Raw genomic sequence first — 21,531 nt, forward strand, 5'->3', positions numbered from 1 at the left:
AGCGCCCTACTCATCAAGCATGCGTATCGCTTCGTCGGCAAGGTCCGCCAGCGAGAACGGTTTATTCATTAACGCCGTGCCCGGCTGGCCGAGCAGTTGCGCTTCAATCGGCTGATCCGCATAGCCTGTGATAAACAGAATCTTCTGCTGTTCAAGTTGCATGCGCATGGCCTTGGCCACTTGCCGACCACTGAAACCACCCGGCAGGCCGATGTCGGTGATTACCAAATCGAAGGGGCCGCCATGGCGGAAGCGGTCCAGCGCAGTATTGGCATCGCCCACGTCGGTCACGTTGAAACCACGCTCAGTCAGGTATTCGCGCATCACCGCGCGCAAGTTAAGCTCATCATCGACCAACAGCAGGCGCTCGCCTCTTGCCATACGCTGCGGACGCGGTGCCGGCGTGACCTCGTCCGGTACCGGCTCATGGCACCGAGGGAAAAGCATGGAAACCTTGGTGCCCTTTCCCTGGGTCGACTCGATCCAGGCATACCCGCCCGACTGGCCGACAAAGCCATAAACCATCGACAAACCAAGGCCGGACCCACGCCCGACGGGTTTGGTGGTGAAGAACGGTTCAAATGCCCTGGGGATATCTACCGCCGCCATGCCATGGCCATCGTCCTCGACATGCAAAGCCACGTAGTCGCCTGGGGGCAAGCCACCCTCATCCGGGAAAAAGGCAGTCAGCCGTTCGTTGACGCTGCTGATGGTGACATTGCCTTGCGCCAGGCATGCCTCACGGGCATTGGCGCACAAATTGATCAGCGCATTTTCAAGCTGGCGCACGTCCAAGTTCACCGCCCAGTGCGCAACATCCAGTTGCCAGTGCAAACGCATCTCTGCCCCCAGCGCCTGCAATAACAGCGGCTCGCTCTGACGTAACTGCCGATTGAAATTCAGCGGTCCAGGTGCCAACGGCTGATGGCGAGAAAACGCAAGCAAGCGATGAGTCAGTTCCATCGCACGCTGCACTGAGTCACGCGCGACCTCCACATAAGCCTCCACTCGCTCCAGGCGCCCGTCCTGCAGGCGCCGCTGCAGCAATTCGAGGCTGCCACCAATACCGGACAGCAAGTTGTTCATTTCATGGCCCATGCCGCCCGCCAACTGGCCTACCACCTCCATACGCTCGCTGCTGCGCATCAGCGCCTCGGACTGACGTGCAGCCTCTTCGCGCTCAGCGGTAATGTCCCGGCCAACCACGTTCAGAAGGCTGCCATCAAACCGCGCACTCCAGCAAAACCAGTGGTAGTGACCATCGCGGTGGCGCAGACGGGTCTCGATCTGTTCCGCATGACTGTCTTGCAGTAGCCCCGACACTGCCACTTGCACTTCGACACGATCGGCGGGGTGAACCAGCTCCAGTATCGGTATGTCCTGCACCTGTTCTTGAGGCCAACCCAAAATGCGGTGCCAGGCCGGGTTGGCGGCATGCAGTTTCAGTTCCGGGGTAATCGTCATTATGGCGTCGCGCGACAGCTGCCAGAACTGCTCGCGCTCGGCCACATGGCGCTCGACCTGCCGTTCAAATCCCTGCGCCTGCTCACGCCAGTGACGGTGCGCCTCGACGCTGGCCGTGGTTTCGATCACCGTATGCAGAAACCCGGCCACGTTACCGAGTTCATCATGCAGGGGGGCATAACCGAACGCGCACCATAGCGGCTCGGCGCCTTCGCCCCGGACGATTCGCAGGGGTGGGTCCTCGACGAAACTCGAGCACCCCTCAAGCACGTTGAACACCCAAGGCCCCACTGCTGGCCAGACATCATGCCAAAGGGCATCGAACGTCTTACCCAGCGCATCATGGGTAACAGCCCGCAGCGCCCGATAGCCATCGTTGTGCACCACACAGAGGTCAGGCCCCCAGACCACCGCACACGGGAACGGCGACAAGTGCATCATGTCTACAGCAATGCGCAATGAAGCCGGCCAGCGCGGCAATGGCCCGAGCGAGGTATGCCCCCACTCGAACTGGGCGATGCGTTCCCCCATCGGCTTGATCGATGACGAAACAAGCGACTGCCGTATAGCCTGCGGTACAGGCTCGCGTGGCGTACCGTTTGCGACCAATGTCGTGGCTCCAGCTGTGAATTCATTCAACTTAGCACAGCATGCATCGCACACCATGACGCCCTGGCTGGTGGCAGCTATGCTCATTAGGTTTTTCCTCGGGCCAGGGAGCAACGGCCCATTCAGGTTGCCGACGGGAGCGTGGTCATGAGCAAGAAAATACTGGTAGTACTGACCAATACAGCCAAGTATCCGACGCTGAGTCGGGCGACCGGGCTGTGGCTGGGCGAAGCAGTGCACTTTGTCGAGAAGGTCGAAAAGGCCGGCTACATGGTCGATTATGTCAGCCCACAGGGCGGCTACATCCCCATCGACCCACACAGCCTGCAGATGGCCCCCGACCTGGACTGGCAATGGTATGACGACAAGGGCTTCATGAATCGCCTGGGCAGCACCTTTAGCCCTGGCCAGGTAAAGGCCGAAGAATACAGCGTCATCTACTACACAGGCGGGCACGGAGTGATGTATGACTTTGCCGAAAACCAACCGCTGCAGGAGCTGGCACGCAAGGTCTACGAAAATGGCGGCATTGTTGCCGCAGTGTGCCACGGTGTGGTCGGCCTGCTGAACATCAAGCTCAGCGACAATAGCCTGCTGCTGAAAGATCGGAAGGTAACCGGCTTTTCCAATATCGAGGAAAAACTGGTCGAGTTGGACAACGTGGTGCCCTTCCTGACAGAAAACGAGTTGGGTGGCCGTGGCGGCGTGTACAGCAAGCATGACGATCCATGGAAGCCATACGTGGTCGATGATGGTCGGCTGATCACCGGGCAGAACCCTGCCTCTACCGCGCTGCTCGCCGAAAAAGTCCTCGCGAAACTCCAGGGCAAGTAAAACCTTACATTAACCTTGTTGGTTTCCTATCGAGCAGACTGCACGCGGACTACAGCAGGCAGCTCATTGAAAACATAGGCTCAAGGCTCAGCTGTTCAACGCGAACAGCTTCGGGCCGGAGAACCCTTGTCCTATGTTGAAAATCTTGCACGCCGGGCGCCGCATGCGGGAGCTGCTGCTACTCACCACTGTGGGCCTTGTACCTGTGATTTCCGGTTTGCTGGTAATGATTGTTCAACTGGAAATGAAACTTGCGGAAAACGCGAACATCTCGGTTCGGGAAGCGGTGTTCAGCATCGATCAGGCGCTGAACAGGCTGAGCGAGGCTGCCCATCGCGCATTGCCACTTGCCGGCAAGCCCTGCGAAAACGTCAGAAGCGCTTTACAGGACCAGGTTGTCAGCCGCTCCATGCTCAGGTCATTGACCTTGGTGGAGGACAATGAAGCTTACTGCAGCAGCGCTTCAGGCTCAATGGACTACTTGTCGTCCTTGACGCTGTCGGGCCAACAGGTCGAACTGTCTTATGGGCAACCCGACAACCGCCGCAAACTGCTGGTCAACTTCTACCTGCAAAGCAATGGCGTCGGCGTAATCGTGACCGCGTATGCCTCACAGCTGCGCAATGAACTGGATGCTTTTCAGGATGGGTTGACACTGGTAGTGGAGTTCGACGATCGCTATATCTGGAGCAAGGGTGATAGCCGTGACGCACAGCCCCCCTCGCAGTCCGAGTTCTTGGCCAACGCCTTGTCGGCCAAGTATGGATACAGAATCAAAGGCGGCTATGCACAGGGTTTCACCGCCCAGGAAATACGCCAGTCCATGCTGCAGATCCTGCCATCGTTGATGTTGGTGGGGATCGCGACCAGCTTGATCGTGTATCTGGGCCTGTTCAGGACCCGCTCCTGCAAGCCTGAGAGCGCCGCCAACAACCCATGAAGGCAGGCGCTACCCAGAGCGGCATCAGTCGGTGCTCAGTACACCACGGCGAACTTGGTCCCGTTCGATGGATTCGAACAATGCCTTGAAGTTGCCTTCACCAAAACCGTCGTCACCTTTGCGCTGGATGAACTCGAAGAACACCGGCCCAAGCAAGGTTTCCGAGAAAATCTGCAGCAGCAGGCGCTTGTCGCCGGGCTGCGAGGCGCCATCGAGAAGGATGCCACGCGCTTGCAGTTGATCGACCGGCTCGCCGTGACCAGGCAGGCGCTCTTCGAGCATTTCGTAGTAGGTTTGCGGTGGCGCGGTCATGAAGCGCATACCGAAGCCCTTCAGGGCATCCCAGGTCTTGAGCAGGTCATCAGTCAGGAAGGCCACGTGCTGGATGCCTTCGCCGTTGAACTGCATCAGGAACTCTTCGATCTGCCCGGCACCCTTGGAGGACTCTTCGTTGAGCGGGATGCGGATCATGCCATCAGGAGCGGTCATGGCCTTGGACGTCAGGCCGGTGTACTCACCCTTGATATCGAAGTAACGGATTTCACGGAAGTTGAACAGCTTCTCGTAGAAGCCGGCCCAGTAGGCCATGCGTCCGCGGTAGACGTTGTGGGTGAGGTGGTCGATGATTTTCAGGCCGGCGCCCACCGGGTTGCGATCCACGCCTTCGATGAAGTTGAAGTCGATGTCGTAGATCGAGCTGCCTTCCTCGAAACGGTCGATCAGGTAAAGCGGTGCGCCACCAATACCCTTGATCGCTGGCAGACGCAGTTCCATCGGGCCGGTTTCGATTTCCACCGGCTGGGCGCCCAATTCGAGGGCACGGGCATAGGCTTCATGGGCATTGCGTACACGGAATGCCATACCACAGACAGACGGGCCGTGCTCAGCCGCGAAATACGAGGCGATGCTTTTGGGCTCGTTGTTCAAAATCAGATTGATGCCACCCTGACGGTAGAGGTGTACATCCTTGGAGCGGTGGGTAGCCACCTTGGTGAAACCCAGTATCTGGAAGACCGGCTCAAGTACGCCAGGGGTCGGCGAAGCCAGTTCGATGAATTCGAAGCCCATCAGGCCCATTGGATTGTCGAAGATATCAGCCATGTTCGTGTCCTCATCTGCAGCGAAATATTATTGATTGCGTGGGATGCGGAACAAAAACGGCGGTGAGCACGGGATGCCCCGCACGCTGCGAGCGAGGAAGCCACCTATGATCAGCTTGAACCCATGGTATGTCATATGGACCCATTCTCGGCGGGCTTGATCCTTCGGAAATGAAGGACCTTATTGTTGTATTCGTAAACCGATTCTACATTGCGTAAAATTTTTTGTCGCGTTTTAGTTGCTCGCACGGTCAGGCAAACGGCTATCCTCTCGTTTATCCCTCATAGTAGTCAGGTCAGCATGCCCCTCACCACCAAACGCCGCGCCGCGCTCAGCTGGCGTACCCTGTTGCCCTGGGTCGTCGGCGTACTGCCGGTAATGTGCGGCCTGGGCGTGATGAACTGGCAGATCGAGCGCGAAATGCAAGCCAGTAGCCAGGCCACCACCCGGCAGGCGGTGGAGCACGTCGAGCGCATCCTCGACAACCTGTCCGCTGCTGCCAATGCGTTGCTGCCCCTGGCTGGCAGCGCTTGCGATCAGGCCCAGCTCACGTTGCGGGCCCAGGTTACCCGCAATGCCTTCGTGCGCTCGACCAACCTGTTCAGGCACAACAACCTTTATTGCACCTCGTTGTTCGGCGAGTTCCAGGAACCGGTCAATGCAGCCGACTACGTAGACGGCAAGCTATGGCTGATGGACGGCAATTCGGTTACGCCTGGCCACCCGCTACTGGTATACCGTGCCAGCGATGGTGACCACGGTGCAATCACCACGGTGGATGGCGACCACCTGCTGACGGCATTGCGCCTGATCGGCCCCGATGAAGAACTGCAAATCCGCGTCGGTGACGCCTGGATGGGCAAAGACGGAGTGGTGTACAAAGGCGTACCACCTGCCGCCTCCAGCGCCAACGTGCTGCTAGGCTCCACGCGATACCCGTTTAGCGTGCAGGGCGGCTACAGCGCCAACAAGCAAGGCCAACTGTTACGCAGCCACTACCCGGCCCTGCTCAGCCTGCTGCTGGTGCTGGGGGTTGTGGCGGCGCTGGCATGCCGCTGGCAGATTCGTCGCGTCACCTCCCCCCGTGCCGAACTGGATCGCGCCCTGCAGGCCGATGAGTTTCTGCCGTACTTCCAGCCGGTGGTACGCAAAGGCGATTACCGCTGGGCCGGCGCCGAAGTGCTGATGCGCTGGAATCATCCACGAGAAGGCCTGGTTCGCCCTGACCTGTTCATCCCATATGCAGAACACAGCGGGCAGATTGTCGCCATGACCCGGGCGCTGATGACGCATACCGCGCAAAGCCTGGCACCTTATGCCGGGCTGATGGAGGACGGCTTTCATGTTGGTATCAACATCACCGCGGACCATTGCCGCGATCTCAGGTTGCTGGATGACTGCCGTACGTTCCTGCAACACTTTCCGCCCGGCCGGGTGGTACTCACCCTGGAGCTGACCGAGCGCAAACTGATCGAACCCACGCCCGTGGCCCTCGAACTGTTCGAAAAACTGCATGCCATGGGCGTAATGATTGCCCTCGACGACTTCGGCACCGGCCAGTCGAGCCTCAACTACCTTCGGCAATTCAAGGTCGACTACCTGAAGATCGACCAGAGTTTCGTCGCCATGATAGGTGCCGATGCGCTGTCGGTGCACATTCTCGAAAGCATCATCGAGCTGTCGGCCAAGCTGGGCCTGGGCATCGTAGCCGAGGGTGTCGAAACCGACATTCAGCGCGACTACCTGGCCGAGCATGGGGTGGACTTCCAGCAGGGTTACCTGTTCGCCAGGCCCATGCCAGCTGCCCAGTTCCTTGAAGCCCTGGCCACACGCCCGGGCGCTGCGCAGTTGCCGCAAGGCGCTGCCCCTGAGATCATGCGCGGCTGATTCACTCGCTCAACTCCCGTATTCGAGGCATTCGTGTCAAAAGGCATTGTTTCATCGGTCATGGCGTCTTGTCTGTTCGCCGTGATGTACTTCTATACCTCGCTGCTCAAGCCACTCGATGGCGAAGAAATCTTTGGCTGGCGCACCCTGTTGACGCTGCCCTGCCTCACCTTGTTCATGCTTGTCTCGAAGGACTGGAAACGGGTCGGCGAGCTGTTGGGCCGGGTAAAGCGCACGCCGGTGCTGTTGCTCGGCATGGTCGGTACTTCGTGGCTGATGGGCGTGCAGCTGTGGCTGTTTCTCTGGGCGCCCCTGCACGGGCGTAGCCTGGAAGTGTCGATGGGCTACTTCTTGCTCCCGCTGGCCATGGTCCTGACCGGGCGACTGGTGTATGGCGAGCGCCTGTCGCGCCTGCAGAAGGTGGCGGTGGCTTGCGCCGCGCTGGGCGTGGGCCACGAGCTGTACCAAAATGGCAGCTTTGCCTGGGAAACCCTGTTGGTGACGATCGGTTACCCGATCTACTTCGTGCTGCGCCGGCGTTGCCGCACCGACCACCTGGGTGGCCTGTGGTGCGACATGTGCCTGCTGCTGCCGTGGGCCCTGTACTTCGTTATCCAGGGCCCGCTATCCAATGCCGACCTGCAAGCACACCCTGGGCTGTATGCGCTGATCCCGATCCTTGGGGCGATCAGCGCCTCGGCCCTGATCGCTTACGTACTGGCCAGCCGCATGTTGCCATTCAGCCTGTTCGGCCTGCTCAGCTACGTCGAACCCGTGCTGCTGGTGGGGGTGGCATTACTGCTGGGCGAAACCATCGGCCCGGATCAGTGGTTGACCTACCTGCCAATCTGGGCCGCAGTGCTGGTGCTGGTGCTCGAAGGCTTCAAGCACCTGTTGCGTCAGCGCCGCCGTTCGGTGTAAGCCGAACCTGGCGCACCCGCCGCTCTTCAACCGCCTCCACGGTCAGCATCCAGCCGTTCCAGGCCAACTGATCACCCACCATCGGCAGGCGGTCGAGCAAGCTCATCACCAGGCCCGCGAGGGTCTGGTAATCTTCGGTAGCACGGGCACTGAAGCCTGTACGGGCCTGCACCTGGCTCAAGTTCAGTGCACCACTGACCACAAAGGCTTCACCCTCCTGAACGATGCCGGGGCCTTCTACCTCGCTCGCATCCGGCAATTCACCGGCAATCGACTCAAGGATGTCGGTCATGGTCAGCAGGCCGGTAAAGTCGCCGAACTCGTTGACCACGAATGCGATGTGGGTCGACTGGCCACGCATCTGCTCCAGGGCATTGAGGATGCTGAAACTCTCCAGCAGGTTCAACGGCGCCCGGGCCATGCTTTCCAGATCGGGTTGGTCGCCCGACAGTAGCTCTTTGAGCAATTCCTTCTTGTGCACAAAACCTAAGGGTTCGTCCACACGGCCATCGCGGATCAACGGCAGGCGCGAGTACGGCGAGTTGACCAAGGCCTGGGTAATGGCCTCGGCCGGCTGTGCCAGGTCGATCACATCGACCTCGGCACGCGCGGTCATCACCGTACGGATCGGCCGCTCTGCCAGGTTCAGCACACCACTGATCATTACCCGCTCTCGGCGGTCGAACAGCACCTGTTCCTCGCCACCTTCGACCAGATCGGCGATTTCCTCACCCACCTCGTCAGCTTCGATCCGGCGGCCGCCCAGCAGGCGCAGCACCGCATGGGCAGTACGTTCGCGTAGCGGTCGATGCTGCTGCAAGCTGCGCTTGCGGCGGGCACGGGCCAGCTGGTTGAACAGCTCGATCAGGATCGAGAAGCCAATCGCCGCATACAGGTAGCCTTTCGGGATATGGAAGCCCAGGCCTTCTGCAGTGAGGCTGAAACCGATCATCATCAGGAAGCCCAGGCACAGCATGATTACCGTGGGGTGGGCGTTGACGAAACGGGTCAGCGGCTTGCTGGCAACGATCATGATACCGATCGAGAAGATCACCGCGATCATCATCACCGACAGCTCATCGACCATGCCCACCGCCGTGATCACGGCGTCCAGCGAGAACACCGCGTCCAGTACCACGATCTGGGCGACGATCGGCCAGAACGCGGCATGGCGCAATGTGCCACTGGCCTGTGTCACGTGGCCCTCCAGGCGTTCATGCAGCTCCATGGTGGCCTTGAACAGCAGGAATACACCACCGAACAGCATGATCAGGTCACGGCCAGAGAAGCTCTTGCCGAATACGTCGATCAGCGGCGCGGTAAGTGTGACCATCCACGAAATACTGGCCAACAGGCCCAGACGCATGATCAACGCCAGGCCAAGGCCAATGACCCGTGCGCGATCACGCTGGTGAGGCGGCAACTTGTCGGCGAGGATGGCGATGAACACCAGGTTGTCGATACCCAGCACCAGCTCAAGGACGATAAGCGTCAACAGGCCTAGCCAGGCCGTTGGGTCGGCTAGCCATTCCATTAGCGGGTACTCACGAGGAAGGCGTCACAAGGACAGGGAAAGGATGGCCGAAACGGCCGAAAACTGGGGGGCTCCGCGAAGGTGCTCATATAGACCTTGATAACAAATTGGGAGGATGATGCTACAAGCACAGCAGGTTTCTCTAGTAGCGCAAAACTATTACAAAACCTGTAACACCTCTGCACTGCACGCTTCCAGTTGTGGAGAGGGTACTTTTGTTCAATACCTCTGCAAGCGGATGCCCGAGGATGAAGCCCTCCTTCAGCCATTCGGATTTCCCTCATGAGCCTGTCCTTGTCAATGGCCGCCTTCGCCTTGGCGGCCTCGATTTCCCCCGGCCCGGTCAACATCGTCGCACTAGGCAGCGGTGCCCGCCACGGCCTGCGCGCCAGCCTGGCACATGTGGCCGGCGCCACGCTGGGCTTTTGCCTGCTGCTGGTGCTGGTCGGGCTGGGCGTGCATCAGCTGATGTTGCGCTGGCCTTTGCTGGGCCTGCTGTTGCACTGGAGCGGTGTGGCATTTCTGCTGTACATGGCGTGGAAACTGGCCAGTGACGATGGCAACCTGGGCAGCGAACACCCGACCATGGCCCCTTCAGCCTGGCAGGGCGCGGTAATGCAGTGGCTCAACCCCAAAGCCTGGTTGGCAGCAGTCGCCGGCGTGGGCGCCTACACCGGCGGTGAACAGCACCTGCTGTGGCTGTTCGCCTGGATCTATGGGCCAATCTGTTTCATCTCGGTGGCCTGCTGGGCGTGGGCCGGGAGCGTGATCCGGCGGTATCTGGGCAATCCACGGCATATGCGCCTGCTGAACCGAGGGTTGGCCGTGTTGCTGATTGCCAGTGCGGTTTACCTGATCATTCAGCCAAGCGCATTGCGATAATGCCCTGGTGTCGCCGCCAGTTGCTGCTTGAATGCCCGCTGCAAATGCGCCTGGTCGGCAAACCCGGCCTCCTGTGCCACTTCGGCAATCGCCCGGCCTTGCCGCAGCCGCGCCCTGGCCAGCTGCACGCGCTGGTCGAGCAGATAGCCATGCGGGGTCAGGCCGAAATGTTGGCGGAACGCACGAATCAGGTAGGAGCGTGACAGGCCGCAGGCCGCGCAGATGTCCTCGAGGCTCAACGCGTCACTGCGGTGGGCGCGTATGAATGCTGCCGCCGCCTGCAGTCGAGGGTTGCCCTCGTCACTCACAGGGGCACTGCCACCCAGTAATTTCGGCAATCCGCTGAAAAAAGCCGCCAGGCGCGCTTCGCGATCTGGCAGACGGGTATCGAACAGGTCGGCGAAGGTTTGCAAAAGCCGCTGGTACAACAGCGGCGAACGGCTCCAGGTCTGCGCCGGCAAGGCAAACCCCAAGGCCTGCAACCAAGGCTGGTCGACGAACAGCATCAGGTAGGACCACGGCTCCCCGGCAACAGGGTTGCAGGTATGCACCACACCCGGGTTCATCAGCACCGTGGTCCCCGCCGTCACCTCGACACCCTGACCGGCGTTAAGGTAGGTGCTGCGCCCACCCGTGATCACCCCGATGGAGAAGCTTTCGTGGGCGTGCGCGGCGTAACACACCTTGCGCCCGTCCCCTACCCTTCGGGCTTCGACGAATGGCAGCGCCGGGTCGCGCCAGAACCGTGATACCTCGATCATCCTTCGCCTCGCCCGCCGCAGCCATGTGCCCGAATACTACACACTTAGCGTGGGAACAGGTCCAGTGTGCGCTCTACCTCGCCGATATCGATCCGAAAACCGTCACCTTCCGGTATGCCGACCACGAAACCGAAATGCTGGTGGTCGCGGTCCGTCAGGTACTTGTAGTAACTGACAAAGCGGTTAGGTGGCTGCAAGGTCAGCAGGCAACCGCCTGCCTGCAGCACATTCACGCCGTGCACCAACTGGCTGCCCTCTACCCCGATCACCACTTGGGCACCGGCGCAGGCAGCGACAATACTCGGCAGGTCGGACTTCAGCGGGTTGACGATGCGAAAACCACGGGTAACGCGCAAGTGCTCGGCAAGCTCAAGCTCGTTGCGCAAGAGGCGCAGGTCGCCATCACCACCGCGCAGCAGGAACACCCCAGGATGTTGCGCATGCGGCACATGCGAAAGCAGCTTGTCGCCCATCGCACGATAGCGGGCATGCCGGCTGCGGTTGTTGCTCTGGTCATCGAACAGCACCAGCTCACGGAAGAACGCACTGCGCAAACGCAGCGGTTTCATGCCCAGCAACTCCTCATAGGCCGGTGCCTGAGTAAACAGTGGAAACCGGGCAGAAGGTGCGGTGGTCACCGGGATACCTTCGTTACAAGCCAGCGCATAGGTCGGGCAATCTTCCATCAGCCAGGTGCCGAACCACGAGTTGCCGTTTTGCGTGCAGTAGATAGCCGCGCGGTCGATCTCATTGTCGACGATGATGGTCGGGAAGGTGCTTGGCTTCAGTGACAACCAATGGCTGGCCTTGCCCTTGTACAACGCCCCGTCGATTAGCCACACATCCTTGATCAGGTAGCCGCGGGTTGGCCCTTGCAGCGTATTGACGCCGCCTTCCATGGTGCGTGCCGGGTGCACGTAGGGGTAGAAGCGCTTGCCTTCCCAGCCTGTCACCCGTTCCAGCTGGCCGGGCAGAAAAATGGCTGGCGGCGAAACCGTGGCTTCGCCAGGGGCTATGTCCCAGCTCTTGGTGGCGATGCTTTTAAGGTCGATGGCCGTGTTCTTGCCCAAGCGTTTGCGCGCCATGTAGCGATAGGCGGCCAAGGTCCAGGTGTGATGCTTGGCTGCGGGCGATGCACTGAACTGCGAGATATCGCCTCCCATGAAGCGTCCTCCCTTGATGACGAAGTCTGAAGCCTGGCGCAAGGCGCCCTATCACTGCATCCCTGGCAGCCACTCAGTTGCATGTGACCCTTTCCATGGTGGGCGGTGACTGCTGGCTTGCGTAACGGCTGCGCAACGTTTCCACGAACGGCTCACCTGCACCGTTGCCACCGTACAGATAAATCTTGTGCAGGCCGCCAAACACCATTTCGTGGTAACGGCTGGCAACTTCCTCATCGCTAGGCCCATCCGGCAACCCCAGATGCAACGTGAGCTTGTCGCCTTCGACGGCGAACATCGGCGTGTCCCACAAAAACTTCGCCGTGCCGGTCTTTGGCAGGCGGACAAACAGGTACGCATGGTTACCCAGTGAGTCGATATCACCACCCCGGCGGCGCTTCCACTTCAACAGGCCGTCGTCCGGGCGTGCCAGGCACAGGCCGATGTCGTAGTAATCGAAGCCCTGCTCCAGTGCCCATTCAAGCGCCATGAAGGTGGTGATCGAATTCACCTCGCGCAGTTTCTTCGCATCGGAAAACACCGCCTCGCAATAGCCAAAGCGCAAGGTGCTCCAGTAACGCTTGCCGCCGCGTACCACTTCACACCCCAGGTGGCAGCCGATCACTTCATCGCCCAGCATGATCAAGTCGAGCCGGCCGACGCTCTTGGCAATTCGGAACACCTCTTCGGTAGGGAACTGCGCGGCGTGGATGCCTTGCCTGGCCGTGGCATAAGGGCGCAGCAGGTCCCGGTCGGCCATGCTGATTTCGTCGTCCGAGAGGGCTTGGCGCATGTGATACAGCGGCCGGTTCTTGCGAATGCTGCGGCGCAGTTCGCTGTCGTAGCGGGCCGTGATGTCATCCAGTGGTCGCCCCAGCGGCACCACGGCGCTCAGGTAATGCGGCACGGACAGCGCCCCCGAGGTCGGCATTTCGCTGATGACCACCACATGGTTGGCAGCCGCCGTGGCATTTGCACCCTCCACGATCGATGCGCTGCCCTGGCCTTTGCCGCCGATCAGCAGCTTGGCCATTTCCCGTTGCTGCTTGCGGCCGATGTAGAGGATTTCGTACGGGCTCTCCTGCTGCGGCCGAAACCTGGCAACCTCCCACCGCCAGAAACAGGCACGCGCCATCATTTCTCGCGTTTTGCTGGCCAGCAGCCTCATTTCGTAGCGCGTGGAGGGCGACAGGAGCTTTCGCGCCACAGCTGTCAAGGTCTCTTTCATTTCTTCTTCGACGTCCTTTGAAGTGCTCTATGGCCATGCGTAAAGAGAGAAAAATGCAGCAAAAACACTTAACGCTTTGATTTTTATAGTTTGCCCTACAACTTTATTATCACATTCAGTAACAATTTAAGATGCCCCGAAAGGCTTTGGCAAGCGGCTCTTCGCTGACTTTAGATCAAGTTTCATGGCGTCAAATTTTCTGCTCTAAAAGCCTCCATCAGCGAAACTTTGCTATAAGCGTGCCGATAAGCACGATACTCCGTTACCACTTGGCTATTGATAATTAGCGTTTGATGCCTTCTTTGCATAAAAGGAGCATCACCATGCCTGATTACATCCCGCATCAAGCTCTGCTGAAGGCGCAGCTACCCCATTGGGCCCACCGGGCAACACCCAAGCAGTGGGCCGCGTTGCAGCAAACCCAGGCTAATGCGTGGCAAGAGCAGGATTGGTTCGCCAATGCCGCCCCAGACCTGCGCCAGGCAGCGCACGCCAGCCAGGCACGCCTGGTTCGCTCACAAGCCGCCTTGGCCCGCTCACTCAAGGGCCTCGCACAGATCACCGAATTCGCCGAACCCTTGCTGCAAGGCCACCTTGCGGCACATGGTTTTCACGCGCCACTGCGCAACAGCCAGTTGCTGCGGGTTGAAAGCAACTGGCACTGGGTCGGCTTACGCTATCTCTACAGCCATCGTCGCGACAATTTGTTACAAGCGGCCCTGCAGAACTTTGCCGATGACGAAGTATTTACCTCCCAGAGCGCGATTGCGCTGAAGGACAACATTTATGTCACGGCAATTCAGGTTCAAGGGTACGCTCCCCTTGGCATGCAGGTGCCGACTGCGCAGTTTCCACTGAAGTCCGAACACTACCAGGTAGATCGTTTGCCGCTTAGTCCCGAAGCCTTCGCCACACTGTGTCGAGAACTGGACTTGGGTGGCACCTACCAGGCCCATCTGACACACCATTTAGGGCAACCCGGCGTTCGCGCGTAAGCCATGCACGTGCAACAAGACAGCCTGCGGCTGGCGGCCGACCTGGCCTACCTGCGACACCTGCTTGGCGGCAACGCTCGTGACGAAATAGAGCGACTGTTGCAAGGTGACAACGTGACGTGCTGGCAGCTGGCGCTGTTCGGCAGCATCCTGCACGAAGTGATGCTGATCGATGTCGGCAGCGCGGGGCTTGCGCTGTTCTTGCCTGGCCATGACCCAGCGCTGCGCCAATACCATGACCTTGAAGCGGTGCATGAAGCGTTGGCGACGTTGTTGCTGGAGCCCGCAGCGCGCCAGGCATTTACCGCCTACATCAGGCTGGATGAGCGCGCGCACTTTCTCGACCTGCTGCAACAGAACCTCGACGCCTCCGGCAACGCTGCCTTCGACCGCCCCTGGCAGCGCGCAACGCACGTGGACCTGCGCCCGACGCGCCAGGTGATCGCGGCAGAGCCGTTCGGCTACTACCAGGACCAGCACCTGGCCCGTCTCAAGCATGAAGCCAGCCAGCTTGCGGTACCGACCGCAACGGCCGATGCCAACGCTCGAACCAAACGCCTGGAAGAATGGGAAAGCCTTGGCTGGGATGCACTGAACGTTGCCGGCTTCTTCATACCAGGGGCAGGCCCCTTGATGCTGGCCGTCACCGCTTGCCAGTTGCTGGGCGAGGTATTCGAAGGCTACGAGGCTTGGGAGGAAGGCGACCGCCACCTTGCCCTGCGCCATCTGGAAGCCGTCGGCCTGAACCTGGGCCTCATAGGCGGCCTTGCCGTGGCAGGCCGCGTGGTCCCCAAACTGTTCGGCAGCCCGCTGCTGGAAAACCTCCAGGAAGTGCCCGGCAACAACGGGGGCTACAAGCTCTGGAATCAGGACCTGACCCCTTACCGCAGTAGCATCGAGCTGCCAGAGCATCTGCAACCCAATGCGCAAGGCCAGTACCTGCACGAGGGCCAGCAATTCATCCGCCTGGACGGCCATCTTTTCCAGCAGCACTTCGACAACACGCTGCAGCAATGGCGCATCATTCACCCGGACACACCGGATGCCTGGCAGCCACCGCTGGAACACAACGGGCAAGGTGCCTGGCGCGGCCAGCATGAACAGCCCGCCCAGTGGCCTTTCGCAACACTCGTGCGGCGCCTGGGTGAGCCATTCGCAGCGTTCACACCCCAGCAACTGGAGCAGGCCGGGCGCATCTGCGGCATCGACGCAGAACGCTTGCGACAGGTGCACCTGCAAGGCCAGCCAACCCCGCCGCTGTTGCTCGACACCCTGCAACGCATGGCGGCACGGACCGAAGTGCGAGGCATGGGTGCAAACGCAGCGCCGGGTCTGTTCGACCAGCTCTACAACGGCGACGCGGCAGTCGCCCCCGCAACGCAGCAGTTGCTTACGGCCTACCCACGCCTGTCTCCCGCCTTGGCCAGGCGGTTGCTGGCACGGCTGGACGATACTGAATCACTCACCTGGCAAGAGCACGGCGAGCTCCCCAAAGCGATTGGCCAACAGATCCAACGGGCACACAGCGAGCTGCCGCTGGTACGTGCGTTGGAAGACTTGTTGCATCCTGCGCAGTGCAGCGCTGACAGTGAGCGCCTGCTGTTCAGCGCACTGGACGCCCTGCCCGAATGGCCTGCTGACCTACGCCTTGAGTTGCGCGCTGCAAGCCCGCAAGGCCCAACGTTGAACTACGTCGGCAGTGAGCAGGCCACCACCCTGTGCCGGGTGATCAAAACGGCCGAAGGCTATGAGGCCGATCTGGGAGAGCGCCCGGCGCCCGCGCTGCGTGATGAGGACCTGTGCCGTGCCGTGGAGCAGGCGCTGCCACGCGTGCAGCGCGAAGCCCTCGGCATTGCACGAAGCGACGGCAGCGTAGTGCGCCAGCGCGTACTGGCGTGGGTCGATAGAAACAGGCCCGTGCTGGCGCAGCGACTCTGGGGAGCGCCTCTGCAGCGGCGCTCGACACAAGGCTGGCTACGCGGCGGCCGCCCCCTGGAGCCGTTGCCAGCGCCCCCGCTTCAGGCCGGTTCTCTGGCAGCGGCTTACCGCCGCATTTTCCCCGATGCCACCGATGCCGAATTCGCCGACTGGCTGGGCGATGAACAGGAAGACCACGACCTGTATGACATGCGTACACCCACCGAGCGACTGCGAGACCTCCAGCAGCACCTGAGCGCTCTGCGGCAAAACCTGCAGCAATGGGCAAGGCCCGACCCATCAAGCCCGCACCAGCGGCACCTGGCAGTGCGCCCGATCATCAACGCCTGGCGCCGCCTTTCCTGGCTGCCATTCGGAAGCACTGGCCGACTCTTCAGCCTTGACCTTTCCGGCCTCGACCTGCGCAACGAGGACCTGGCGACACTCTACCTGCCCGATCAATTCACCCACATCGAACACATCACACTTAACGACAACCCGATGCTCAGCCACCTCCCAGCTGATTTTCACGAACGTTTCCCCAACCTCAAGCGCCTGTTTCTCACCAATTGCCGCTTCCAGCGCCTACCTGAACTGACCAGCCCCGAGCATCTACTCTGGCTGGACCTGGACAGCAATCGCATTACCTGGGATAGCCAGGCTCAACGAACGCTAAACCAGTTCAGCCAACTAGGCATACTCGATCTGACTGACAACCCCCTGCTTCAGGCACCCGACCTGCGTCGGCTTTCCGGGCTCAGGACCGTGTTCCTGTCCGGTTGTGCGCTCACCGAATTGCCGCGGGGCCTGCAGCTCATCAGTGAACCTGTGGTGCTGGACCTTACATCCAACCAGTTCCAGCAACTGCCTGCCGCGTTCAATGTTCCACACCCGGTAGCTGAATCCCTGAGCCTTGAAAGCGAGTGGCTGGGCCAGACTGCATTGGCACAAATCGATGCCTACAACACTGCCCACGGTGTCGATCTGATGGTAAACGAAGATGATTACCTGGACTTCTTCGAGAACACAGGCCCTGCAGAAGTCGAATTGTGGCAACGCTTGCCACTGCAATTTCGCCGTGACCTTCGGCCATTGCTCGACCAAGAGCCCTTCCTGTCGCAGCCGAATCAGGCCCGCAGGGAATTCTGGAGACGTTTGACAGTGATCGATACGAATCAAGCCCTGCGCGAGGAGTGGCTCACCCACCCGCCACGCGACCTTTTCAATCTGCCGCTTTAGTCATGTTCGCGGTGCCTGTCGGCGCATCGGCAGGCATTTGCTCTGCGGGTGAGCCAGACTGGTGTTTTTTCCGCAGCCGGTGCATGCTCGAGGCTGAAGCGATTCATCTGGCTTGAAACCCGCCCTGTAATGTGAGGTGCAGTACCCATGGACCGTCTGCTCGATTCACTCTTCCCCAGCGCCGATAACATTCCGGAAGCCTGGCGCCTGGGAGCCCCCCTGGAACAACGCGACTACCTGGTCAACGGTGAACTCAGACGCTGGGACGGCCCCCTGGCCACGGTGCGCAGCCCGGTGTGGCTCAAGCAAGGCGACACCGAGCATCAGGTCATTCTGGGCAGCGCCCCGCTGCTCGATGCCGACACCGCGCTCACCGCCCTCGACGCCGCCGTACAGGCCTACGACAAAGGCCGTGGTACCTGGCCGAACATGCGCGTGGCCGAGCGTATCCAGCATGTCGAAACCTTCCTCGCACGCATGCGTGAACAGCGCCAGGCCGTGGTCAAGTTGCTGATGTGGGAAATCGGCAAGAACCTCAAGGACTCGGAAAAGGAATTCGACCGCACCTGCGACTACATCGTCGACACCATCAACGCCCTCAAGGACCTTGACCGCCGCTCCAGCCGCTTCGAACTGGAACAGGGCACCCTCGGCCAGATCCGCCGTGCGCCACTGGGCGTCGCACTGTGCATGGGGCCGTACAACTACCCACTGAACGAAACCTTCACCACGCTGATCCCGGCGCTGATCATGGGCAACACCGTGGTGTTCAAGCCGGCCAAGTTCGGTGTGCTGCTGATTCGCCCACTGCTCGAGGCGTTCCGCGACAGCTTCCCGCCGGGGGTGATCAATGTCATCTATGGCCGCGGCCGGGAAACGGTGAGCGCGCTGATGGCCAGCGGCAAGGTGGATGTGTTCGCCTTCATTGGCACCCACAAGGCCGCCAGCGACCTGAAGAAGCTGCACCCACGCCCCCACCGCCTGCGCGCCGCACTGGGCCTGGATGCCAAGAACCCAGGCATCGTGCTGCCTCAGGTAGACCTCGACAATGCCGTCGAAGAGGCCGTCACCGGGGCGCTGTCGTTCAATGGGCAGCGCTGCACGGCACTGAAGATCCTGTTCGTTCACGAGGACGTGGTCGACGCCTTCCTCGACAAGTTCCAACGCAAACTGGCAGCGCTCAAGCCCGGCATGCCGTGGGAGCCTGGCGTGGCGCTGACACCGCTGCCCGAGCCTGGCAAGGTCGACTACCTCGATGGCCTGGTCGCCGACGCCACGGCCAAAGGCGCGCACGTGCTCAACGAAGGTGGCGGGCACAGCCGCGGCTCGTTCTTCTACCCCGCCTTGCTGTACCCGGTCAGCCAGCAAATGCGCGTGTACCACGAGGAGCAGTTCGGCCCGCTGGTGCCGGTGGTACCCTACCGCGACCTGCAAACGGTGATCGACTATGTGCTGGACTCCGACTACGGCCAGCAACTGAGCCTGTTCGGCAACGACCCGGCCACCATTGGCAGCCTGGTCGACATTTTCGCCAACCAGGTCGGGCGCATCAACATCAACGCACAATGCCAGCGTGGCCCGGACACCTACCCGTTCAACGGCCGCAAGAACAGCGCCGAAGGCACACTGTCGGTGCATGACGCCTTGCGCGTGTTCTCGATCCGTACCCTGGTCGCCACGCGCTTCCAGGAGGCCAACAAGGAACTGATCAGCGACATCATCCGCAACCGCCAGTCGAGCTTCCTGACCACCGACTACATCTTCTGACGGCCGCGCTTATAGACAATCGATCTAGCGTCACTGTCGATTTTCCATCTGTGCAAACGACTCTAAGCAACAGGGCGTCCTCCGGCGCCCCTTGCACAGGAGCGTCCAACATGGCAGTCAAACCCATCCCCGAAGGCCAGCACAGCATCACCCCCTACCTGGCCATCAACGACGCCGCCAAGGCCATCGAGTTCTACAAGCAGGCCTTTGGCGCGGTTGAAATGTTCCGCCTCGATGCCCCAGGTGGCCGCGTTGGCCATGCCGAGCTGAAGATTGGTGATTCGTCGCTGATGCTGGGCGACCCCTGCGACATGGAAGGCGGCCTCACCGCCAGCCAGAAGCTCAGCGGCGCAGGCGTGGGCCTGCACCTGTATGTCGAAGACTGCGACAAAGTCTATGCCCAGGCCCTGGCCGCTGGCGGCACCCAACTGCACCCCTTGACCGACCAGTTCTACGGTGACCGCAGCGGCACCCTGAAAGACCCGTTCGGCAACATCTGGTTCGTCTCCACTCACAAAGAGGACCTGACACCCGACGAGATTCGCGCCCGCGCCGCGAAGATGTTCGGCGGTAACTGAGCGGCAAGTTGAAAGCGGCGCGACTTTGCTTGAAGCTTGAGGCTCGTAGCTTGGAGCCGCTTCATGCGAATCATCGACAAAACCGCCGTTCAGGTGCGCAGCCTGACCCCTGCCGAAGAAGAGCTGCTGGTCGGCTTTGCCACCGGCAGCCTCGCCGGCCCGCGCCTGCTGCAAGCCAACCAGCTGCTGATGAAGGTGCGCAATGCCAACCAGTGGCTGGCCTGCGATTGCCGCAACGACGCCTTGCCGGTGCTCAATGTCACCCTTAACGGCAACACTGGCACGCTGTTCCTCAAGAACAACCCAGGCACCGCCGAGCACGCGCCCGGCTGCCCGTTCACCAAAGACGAGCAGGAAGCCGCCGAGCGCGAAAACGACCCCGCGCCACCCGCCGCCTGGCTGCCGCCAGACACCCCCTTGCGCCTGATCGGCGACTTGCGCGCAGGCACAGCCGGTGCAGGCAGCGATGGCAGCGATCGGCGCGAACAACAGCGCCTGCTGTCACTGCTGCTGACCTGGCTCGAAACCAGTGGCCTCAACCTTTACGCCACCCACCTGAAAAAGGACCTGACCGGCCAGTTCGCCGAACTGCGCAGCGTGGCCAGCCGCTACCCGCTGCTGGAACGGGTGCCTGCCAGCAACTACCTGGAAACACGCCTGGACATGAAGCACATGATGATGCTCAAGTCCCGCCTGCGCGAAGCCTCGGTGTTCGGCAACCACCGCCGCCACGGCCTGCTGTTGGACTGCGTCGACCAGATCAAAGGGCGCAAACTGTTCAACAACCGCAGTGAAGACGGCTTCGACTTCCAGGGGCACCACCTGTACTGGGGCGGCAGCCGTACCACCGGGCCGTTGCTGGCACTGATGATCTACTCGCCGACCAGCGCCGGTAGCCATTACTACGAGCTGATTCATGTGGCCAGCGTGCCCGTGCTGTCACGCGCGCACCTGTTCCCGGTATACCGCGATGAAGAACGCGAGCCGCTCAAGGCGCTGGTGTCGCTGATCGACTGGATGGCCAGCAAGGGCGTGAAAGTGCAGATGCGCAGGCCGGTGATTGGCGGGCAGGTCATGGATGAGCTGGTGATGACCTCGGACCAGGACCGGGTGCTGTCGGTGTCACTGCTGGAACAGCCGATCGGGCCCGAGCCGGATGCTGAAAATTTCAAGCGCTACGCCGACTTCAAAAGTTTGGAAACTTTCCGCAAGTTCGTCGCCGGCTTTTTCATGCGCGAGCGTTGATACCCGCCCTTGCACGAACCCTTGTAGGAGCGGCCTTGTGTCGCGATCGGGCTGCAAAGCAGCCCCTCGATTTTTGCGGCGGCAATGATATTCAGGGGCCGCTTTGCGGCCCATCGCGACACAAGGCCGCTCCTACACGAGATTGCATTGTTCAACGATTGCGTGTCAGCCCAAAAACAGCGTGTACGCCGGGTTATCCGTCTCATCCCAATACCGATACCCCATCTCATCCAGCGTCAACGGCAACCCCGGCAACTCGTCCTCCGGTACTTCCAAAGCCGCAAACACTCGCGCCTCCGCTGCCCCATGGTTACGGTAATGGAACAGGCTGATATTCCAGCGCTTACCCAACCGTTCCCAAAAGCCCAGCAACGACCCTGATCGCTCAGATAACCCAAAACGCCGTACACGTTCAGAAACAACTGCGCAACTAGCATTTCTATTAGCTGCAAAACTATTCGATAGA

14 protein-coding genes and 2 pseudogenes are annotated in these 21,531 nt (G+C 60.7%); 9 read left to right on the top strand and 7 right to left on the bottom strand.

Annotated features, from left to right (window positions below):
• Positions 1-6: 6 nt before the first annotated feature.
• Positions 7-2,130, bottom strand: a complete 2,124-nt coding sequence (locus DM807_RS08900; RefSeq protein WP_179027333.1) for a hybrid sensor histidine kinase/response regulator — start codon at positions 2,128-2,130, stop codon at positions 7-9.
• Between the two features lie 90 nt (positions 2,131-2,220).
• On the opposite strand from DM807_RS08900, the gene DM807_RS08905 reads away from it, so the two are divergent.
• Both DM807_RS08905 and DM807_RS08910 read left to right on the top strand, forming a co-directional pair.
• Entirely contained in the window at positions 2,221-2,907 is a 687-nt protein-coding gene (locus tag DM807_RS08905; protein WP_179027280.1) for a type 1 glutamine amidotransferase domain-containing protein, read from the top strand.
• A gap of 133 nt (positions 2,908-3,040) precedes the next feature.
• The gene (locus DM807_RS08910) at positions 3,041-3,847 is read left to right on the top strand and encodes a CSS-motif domain-containing protein (protein WP_012272144.1); all 807 of its coding nucleotides are present in this window, start codon (positions 3,041-3,043) and stop codon (positions 3,845-3,847) included.
• A gap of 24 nt (positions 3,848-3,871) precedes the next feature.
• On the opposite strand, the gene hppD is transcribed toward DM807_RS08910, so the two are convergent.
• The gene (hppD, locus tag DM807_RS08915; RefSeq protein WP_012272143.1) at positions 3,872-4,948 is read right to left on the bottom strand and encodes a 4-hydroxyphenylpyruvate dioxygenase; all 1,077 of its coding nucleotides are present in this window, start codon (positions 4,946-4,948) and stop codon (positions 3,872-3,874) included.
• A gap of 300 nt (positions 4,949-5,248) precedes the next feature.
• Here hppD and DM807_RS08920 point away from each other — a divergent pair, with 300 nt between their 5' ends.
• Both DM807_RS08920 and rarD read left to right on the top strand, forming a co-directional pair.
• Complete coding sequence (locus DM807_RS08920; protein WP_179027281.1) at positions 5,249-6,835, top strand: EAL domain-containing protein; 1,587 nt, start codon at positions 5,249-5,251, stop codon at positions 6,833-6,835.
• Positions 6,836-6,868: 33 nt separating this feature from the next.
• Positions 6,869-7,756 carry an EamA family transporter RarD gene (gene rarD, locus DM807_RS08925; RefSeq protein WP_041166484.1) on the top strand — a complete coding sequence of 296 codons (888 nt, stop codon included), beginning with the start codon at positions 6,869-6,871 and terminating at the stop codon, positions 7,754-7,756.
• Here the strand turns inward: rarD and DM807_RS08930 are convergent.
• Positions 7,719-9,290, bottom strand: coding sequence for a TerC family protein (locus DM807_RS08930; RefSeq protein ID WP_012272140.1), 1,572 nt, complete (start codon positions 9,288-9,290; stop codon positions 7,719-7,721). The two genes, rarD and DM807_RS08930, sit on opposite strands and share 38 nt — an antisense overlap.
• Before the next feature lie 282 nt (positions 9,291-9,572).
• Between DM807_RS08930 and DM807_RS08935 the strand changes: the two genes are divergently transcribed.
• Positions 9,573-10,172 carry a LysE family translocator gene (locus DM807_RS08935; protein ID WP_012272139.1) on the top strand — a complete coding sequence of 200 codons (600 nt, stop codon included), beginning with the start codon at positions 9,573-9,575 and terminating at the stop codon, positions 10,170-10,172.
• Here DM807_RS08935 and DM807_RS08940 read toward each other — a convergent pair.
• From DM807_RS08940 to DM807_RS08950, 3 genes are all read right to left on the bottom strand, one after another.
• A complete protein-coding gene (locus DM807_RS08940; RefSeq protein WP_012272138.1) occupies positions 10,151-10,933 on the bottom strand; it encodes an AraC family transcriptional regulator in 783 nt (260 codons plus the stop codon). The two genes, DM807_RS08935 and DM807_RS08940, sit on opposite strands and share 22 nt — an antisense overlap.
• Before the next feature lie 44 nt (positions 10,934-10,977).
• Positions 10,978-12,096, bottom strand: coding sequence for a glycosyltransferase 61 family protein (locus DM807_RS08945; protein WP_012272137.1), 1,119 nt, complete (start codon positions 12,094-12,096; stop codon positions 10,978-10,980).
• A gap of 73 nt (positions 12,097-12,169) precedes the next feature.
• Entirely contained in the window at positions 12,170-13,324 is a 1,155-nt protein-coding gene (locus tag DM807_RS08950; protein ID WP_060493481.1) for a hypothetical protein, read from the bottom strand.
• 323 nt (positions 13,325-13,647) lie between these two features.
• On the opposite strand from DM807_RS08950, the pseudogene DM807_RS08955 reads away from it, so the two are divergent.
• The 4 genes and pseudogenes from DM807_RS08955 to DM807_RS08970 all read left to right on the top strand — a co-directional run bounded on the left by DM807_RS08955 (position 13,648) and on the right by DM807_RS08970 (position 21,065).
• Positions 13,648-17,475, top strand: a pseudogene (locus tag DM807_RS08955) (dermonecrotic toxin domain-containing protein).
• 147 nt (positions 17,476-17,622) lie between these two features.
• Positions 17,623-19,242, top strand: coding sequence for an NADP-dependent glyceraldehyde-3-phosphate dehydrogenase (locus DM807_RS08960; RefSeq protein WP_069943127.1), 1,620 nt, complete (start codon positions 17,623-17,625; stop codon positions 19,240-19,242).
• Positions 19,243-19,352: 110 nt separating this feature from the next.
• Complete coding sequence (locus tag DM807_RS08965) at positions 19,353-19,820, top strand: VOC family protein (RefSeq protein ID WP_012272133.1); 468 nt, start codon at positions 19,353-19,355, stop codon at positions 19,818-19,820.
• Positions 19,821-19,883: 63 nt separating this feature from the next.
• The gene (locus DM807_RS08970; protein WP_069943128.1) at positions 19,884-21,065 is read left to right on the top strand and encodes a hypothetical protein; all 1,182 of its coding nucleotides are present in this window, start codon (positions 19,884-19,886) and stop codon (positions 21,063-21,065) included.
• A gap of 165 nt (positions 21,066-21,230) precedes the next feature.
• Here the strand turns inward: DM807_RS08970 and DM807_RS08975 are convergent.
• Positions 21,231-21,479: pseudogene (locus tag DM807_RS08975) on the bottom strand (threonine ammonia-lyase, biosynthetic); the annotation flags it as partial.
• Positions 21,480-21,531: the final 52 nt, after the last annotated feature.

The sequence above is a fragment of the Pseudomonas hunanensis genome, from assembly GCF_013393325.1.
Taxonomy (GTDB): Bacteria; Pseudomonadota; Gammaproteobacteria; order Pseudomonadales; family Pseudomonadaceae; genus Aquipseudomonas; species Aquipseudomonas putida_P.

Bases quoted from the DNA above. Each gene is read 5' to 3' on its own strand.
- DM807_RS08910 (WP_012272144.1), top strand. From the start codon at position 3,041: ATGTTGAAAATCTTGCACGCCGGGCGCCGCATGCGGGAGCTGCTGCTA.
- DM807_RS08965 (WP_012272133.1), top strand. From the start codon at position 19,353: ATGGCAGTCAAACCCATCCCCGAAGGCCAGCACAGCATCACCCCCTAC.
- DM807_RS08905 (WP_179027280.1), top strand. From the start codon at position 2,221: ATGAGCAAGAAAATACTGGTAGTACTGACCAATACAGCCAAGTATCCG.
- DM807_RS08960 (WP_069943127.1), top strand. From the start codon at position 17,623: ATGGACCGTCTGCTCGATTCACTCTTCCCCAGCGCCGATAACATTCCG.
- DM807_RS08930 (WP_012272140.1), bottom strand. From the start codon at position 9,290: ATGGAATGGCTAGCCGACCCAACGGCCTGGCTAGGCCTGTTGACGCTT.
- DM807_RS08945 (WP_012272137.1), bottom strand. From the start codon at position 12,096: ATGGGAGGCGATATCTCGCAGTTCAGTGCATCGCCCGCAGCCAAGCAT.
- DM807_RS08970 (WP_069943128.1), top strand. From the start codon at position 19,884: ATGCGAATCATCGACAAAACCGCCGTTCAGGTGCGCAGCCTGACCCCT.
- hppD (WP_012272143.1), bottom strand. From the start codon at position 4,948: ATGGCTGATATCTTCGACAATCCAATGGGCCTGATGGGCTTCGAATTC.
- DM807_RS08920 (WP_179027281.1), top strand. From the start codon at position 5,249: ATGCCCCTCACCACCAAACGCCGCGCCGCGCTCAGCTGGCGTACCCTG.
- DM807_RS08935 (WP_012272139.1), top strand. From the start codon at position 9,573: ATGAGCCTGTCCTTGTCAATGGCCGCCTTCGCCTTGGCGGCCTCGATT.
- DM807_RS08900 (WP_179027333.1), bottom strand. From the start codon at position 2,130: ATGGTGTGCGATGCATGCTGTGCTAAGTTGAATGAATTCACAGCTGGA.
- DM807_RS08950 (WP_060493481.1), bottom strand. From the start codon at position 13,324: ATGAAAGAGACCTTGACAGCTGTGGCGCGAAAGCTCCTGTCGCCCTCC.
- DM807_RS08940 (WP_012272138.1), bottom strand. From the start codon at position 10,933: ATGATCGAGGTATCACGGTTCTGGCGCGACCCGGCGCTGCCATTCGTC.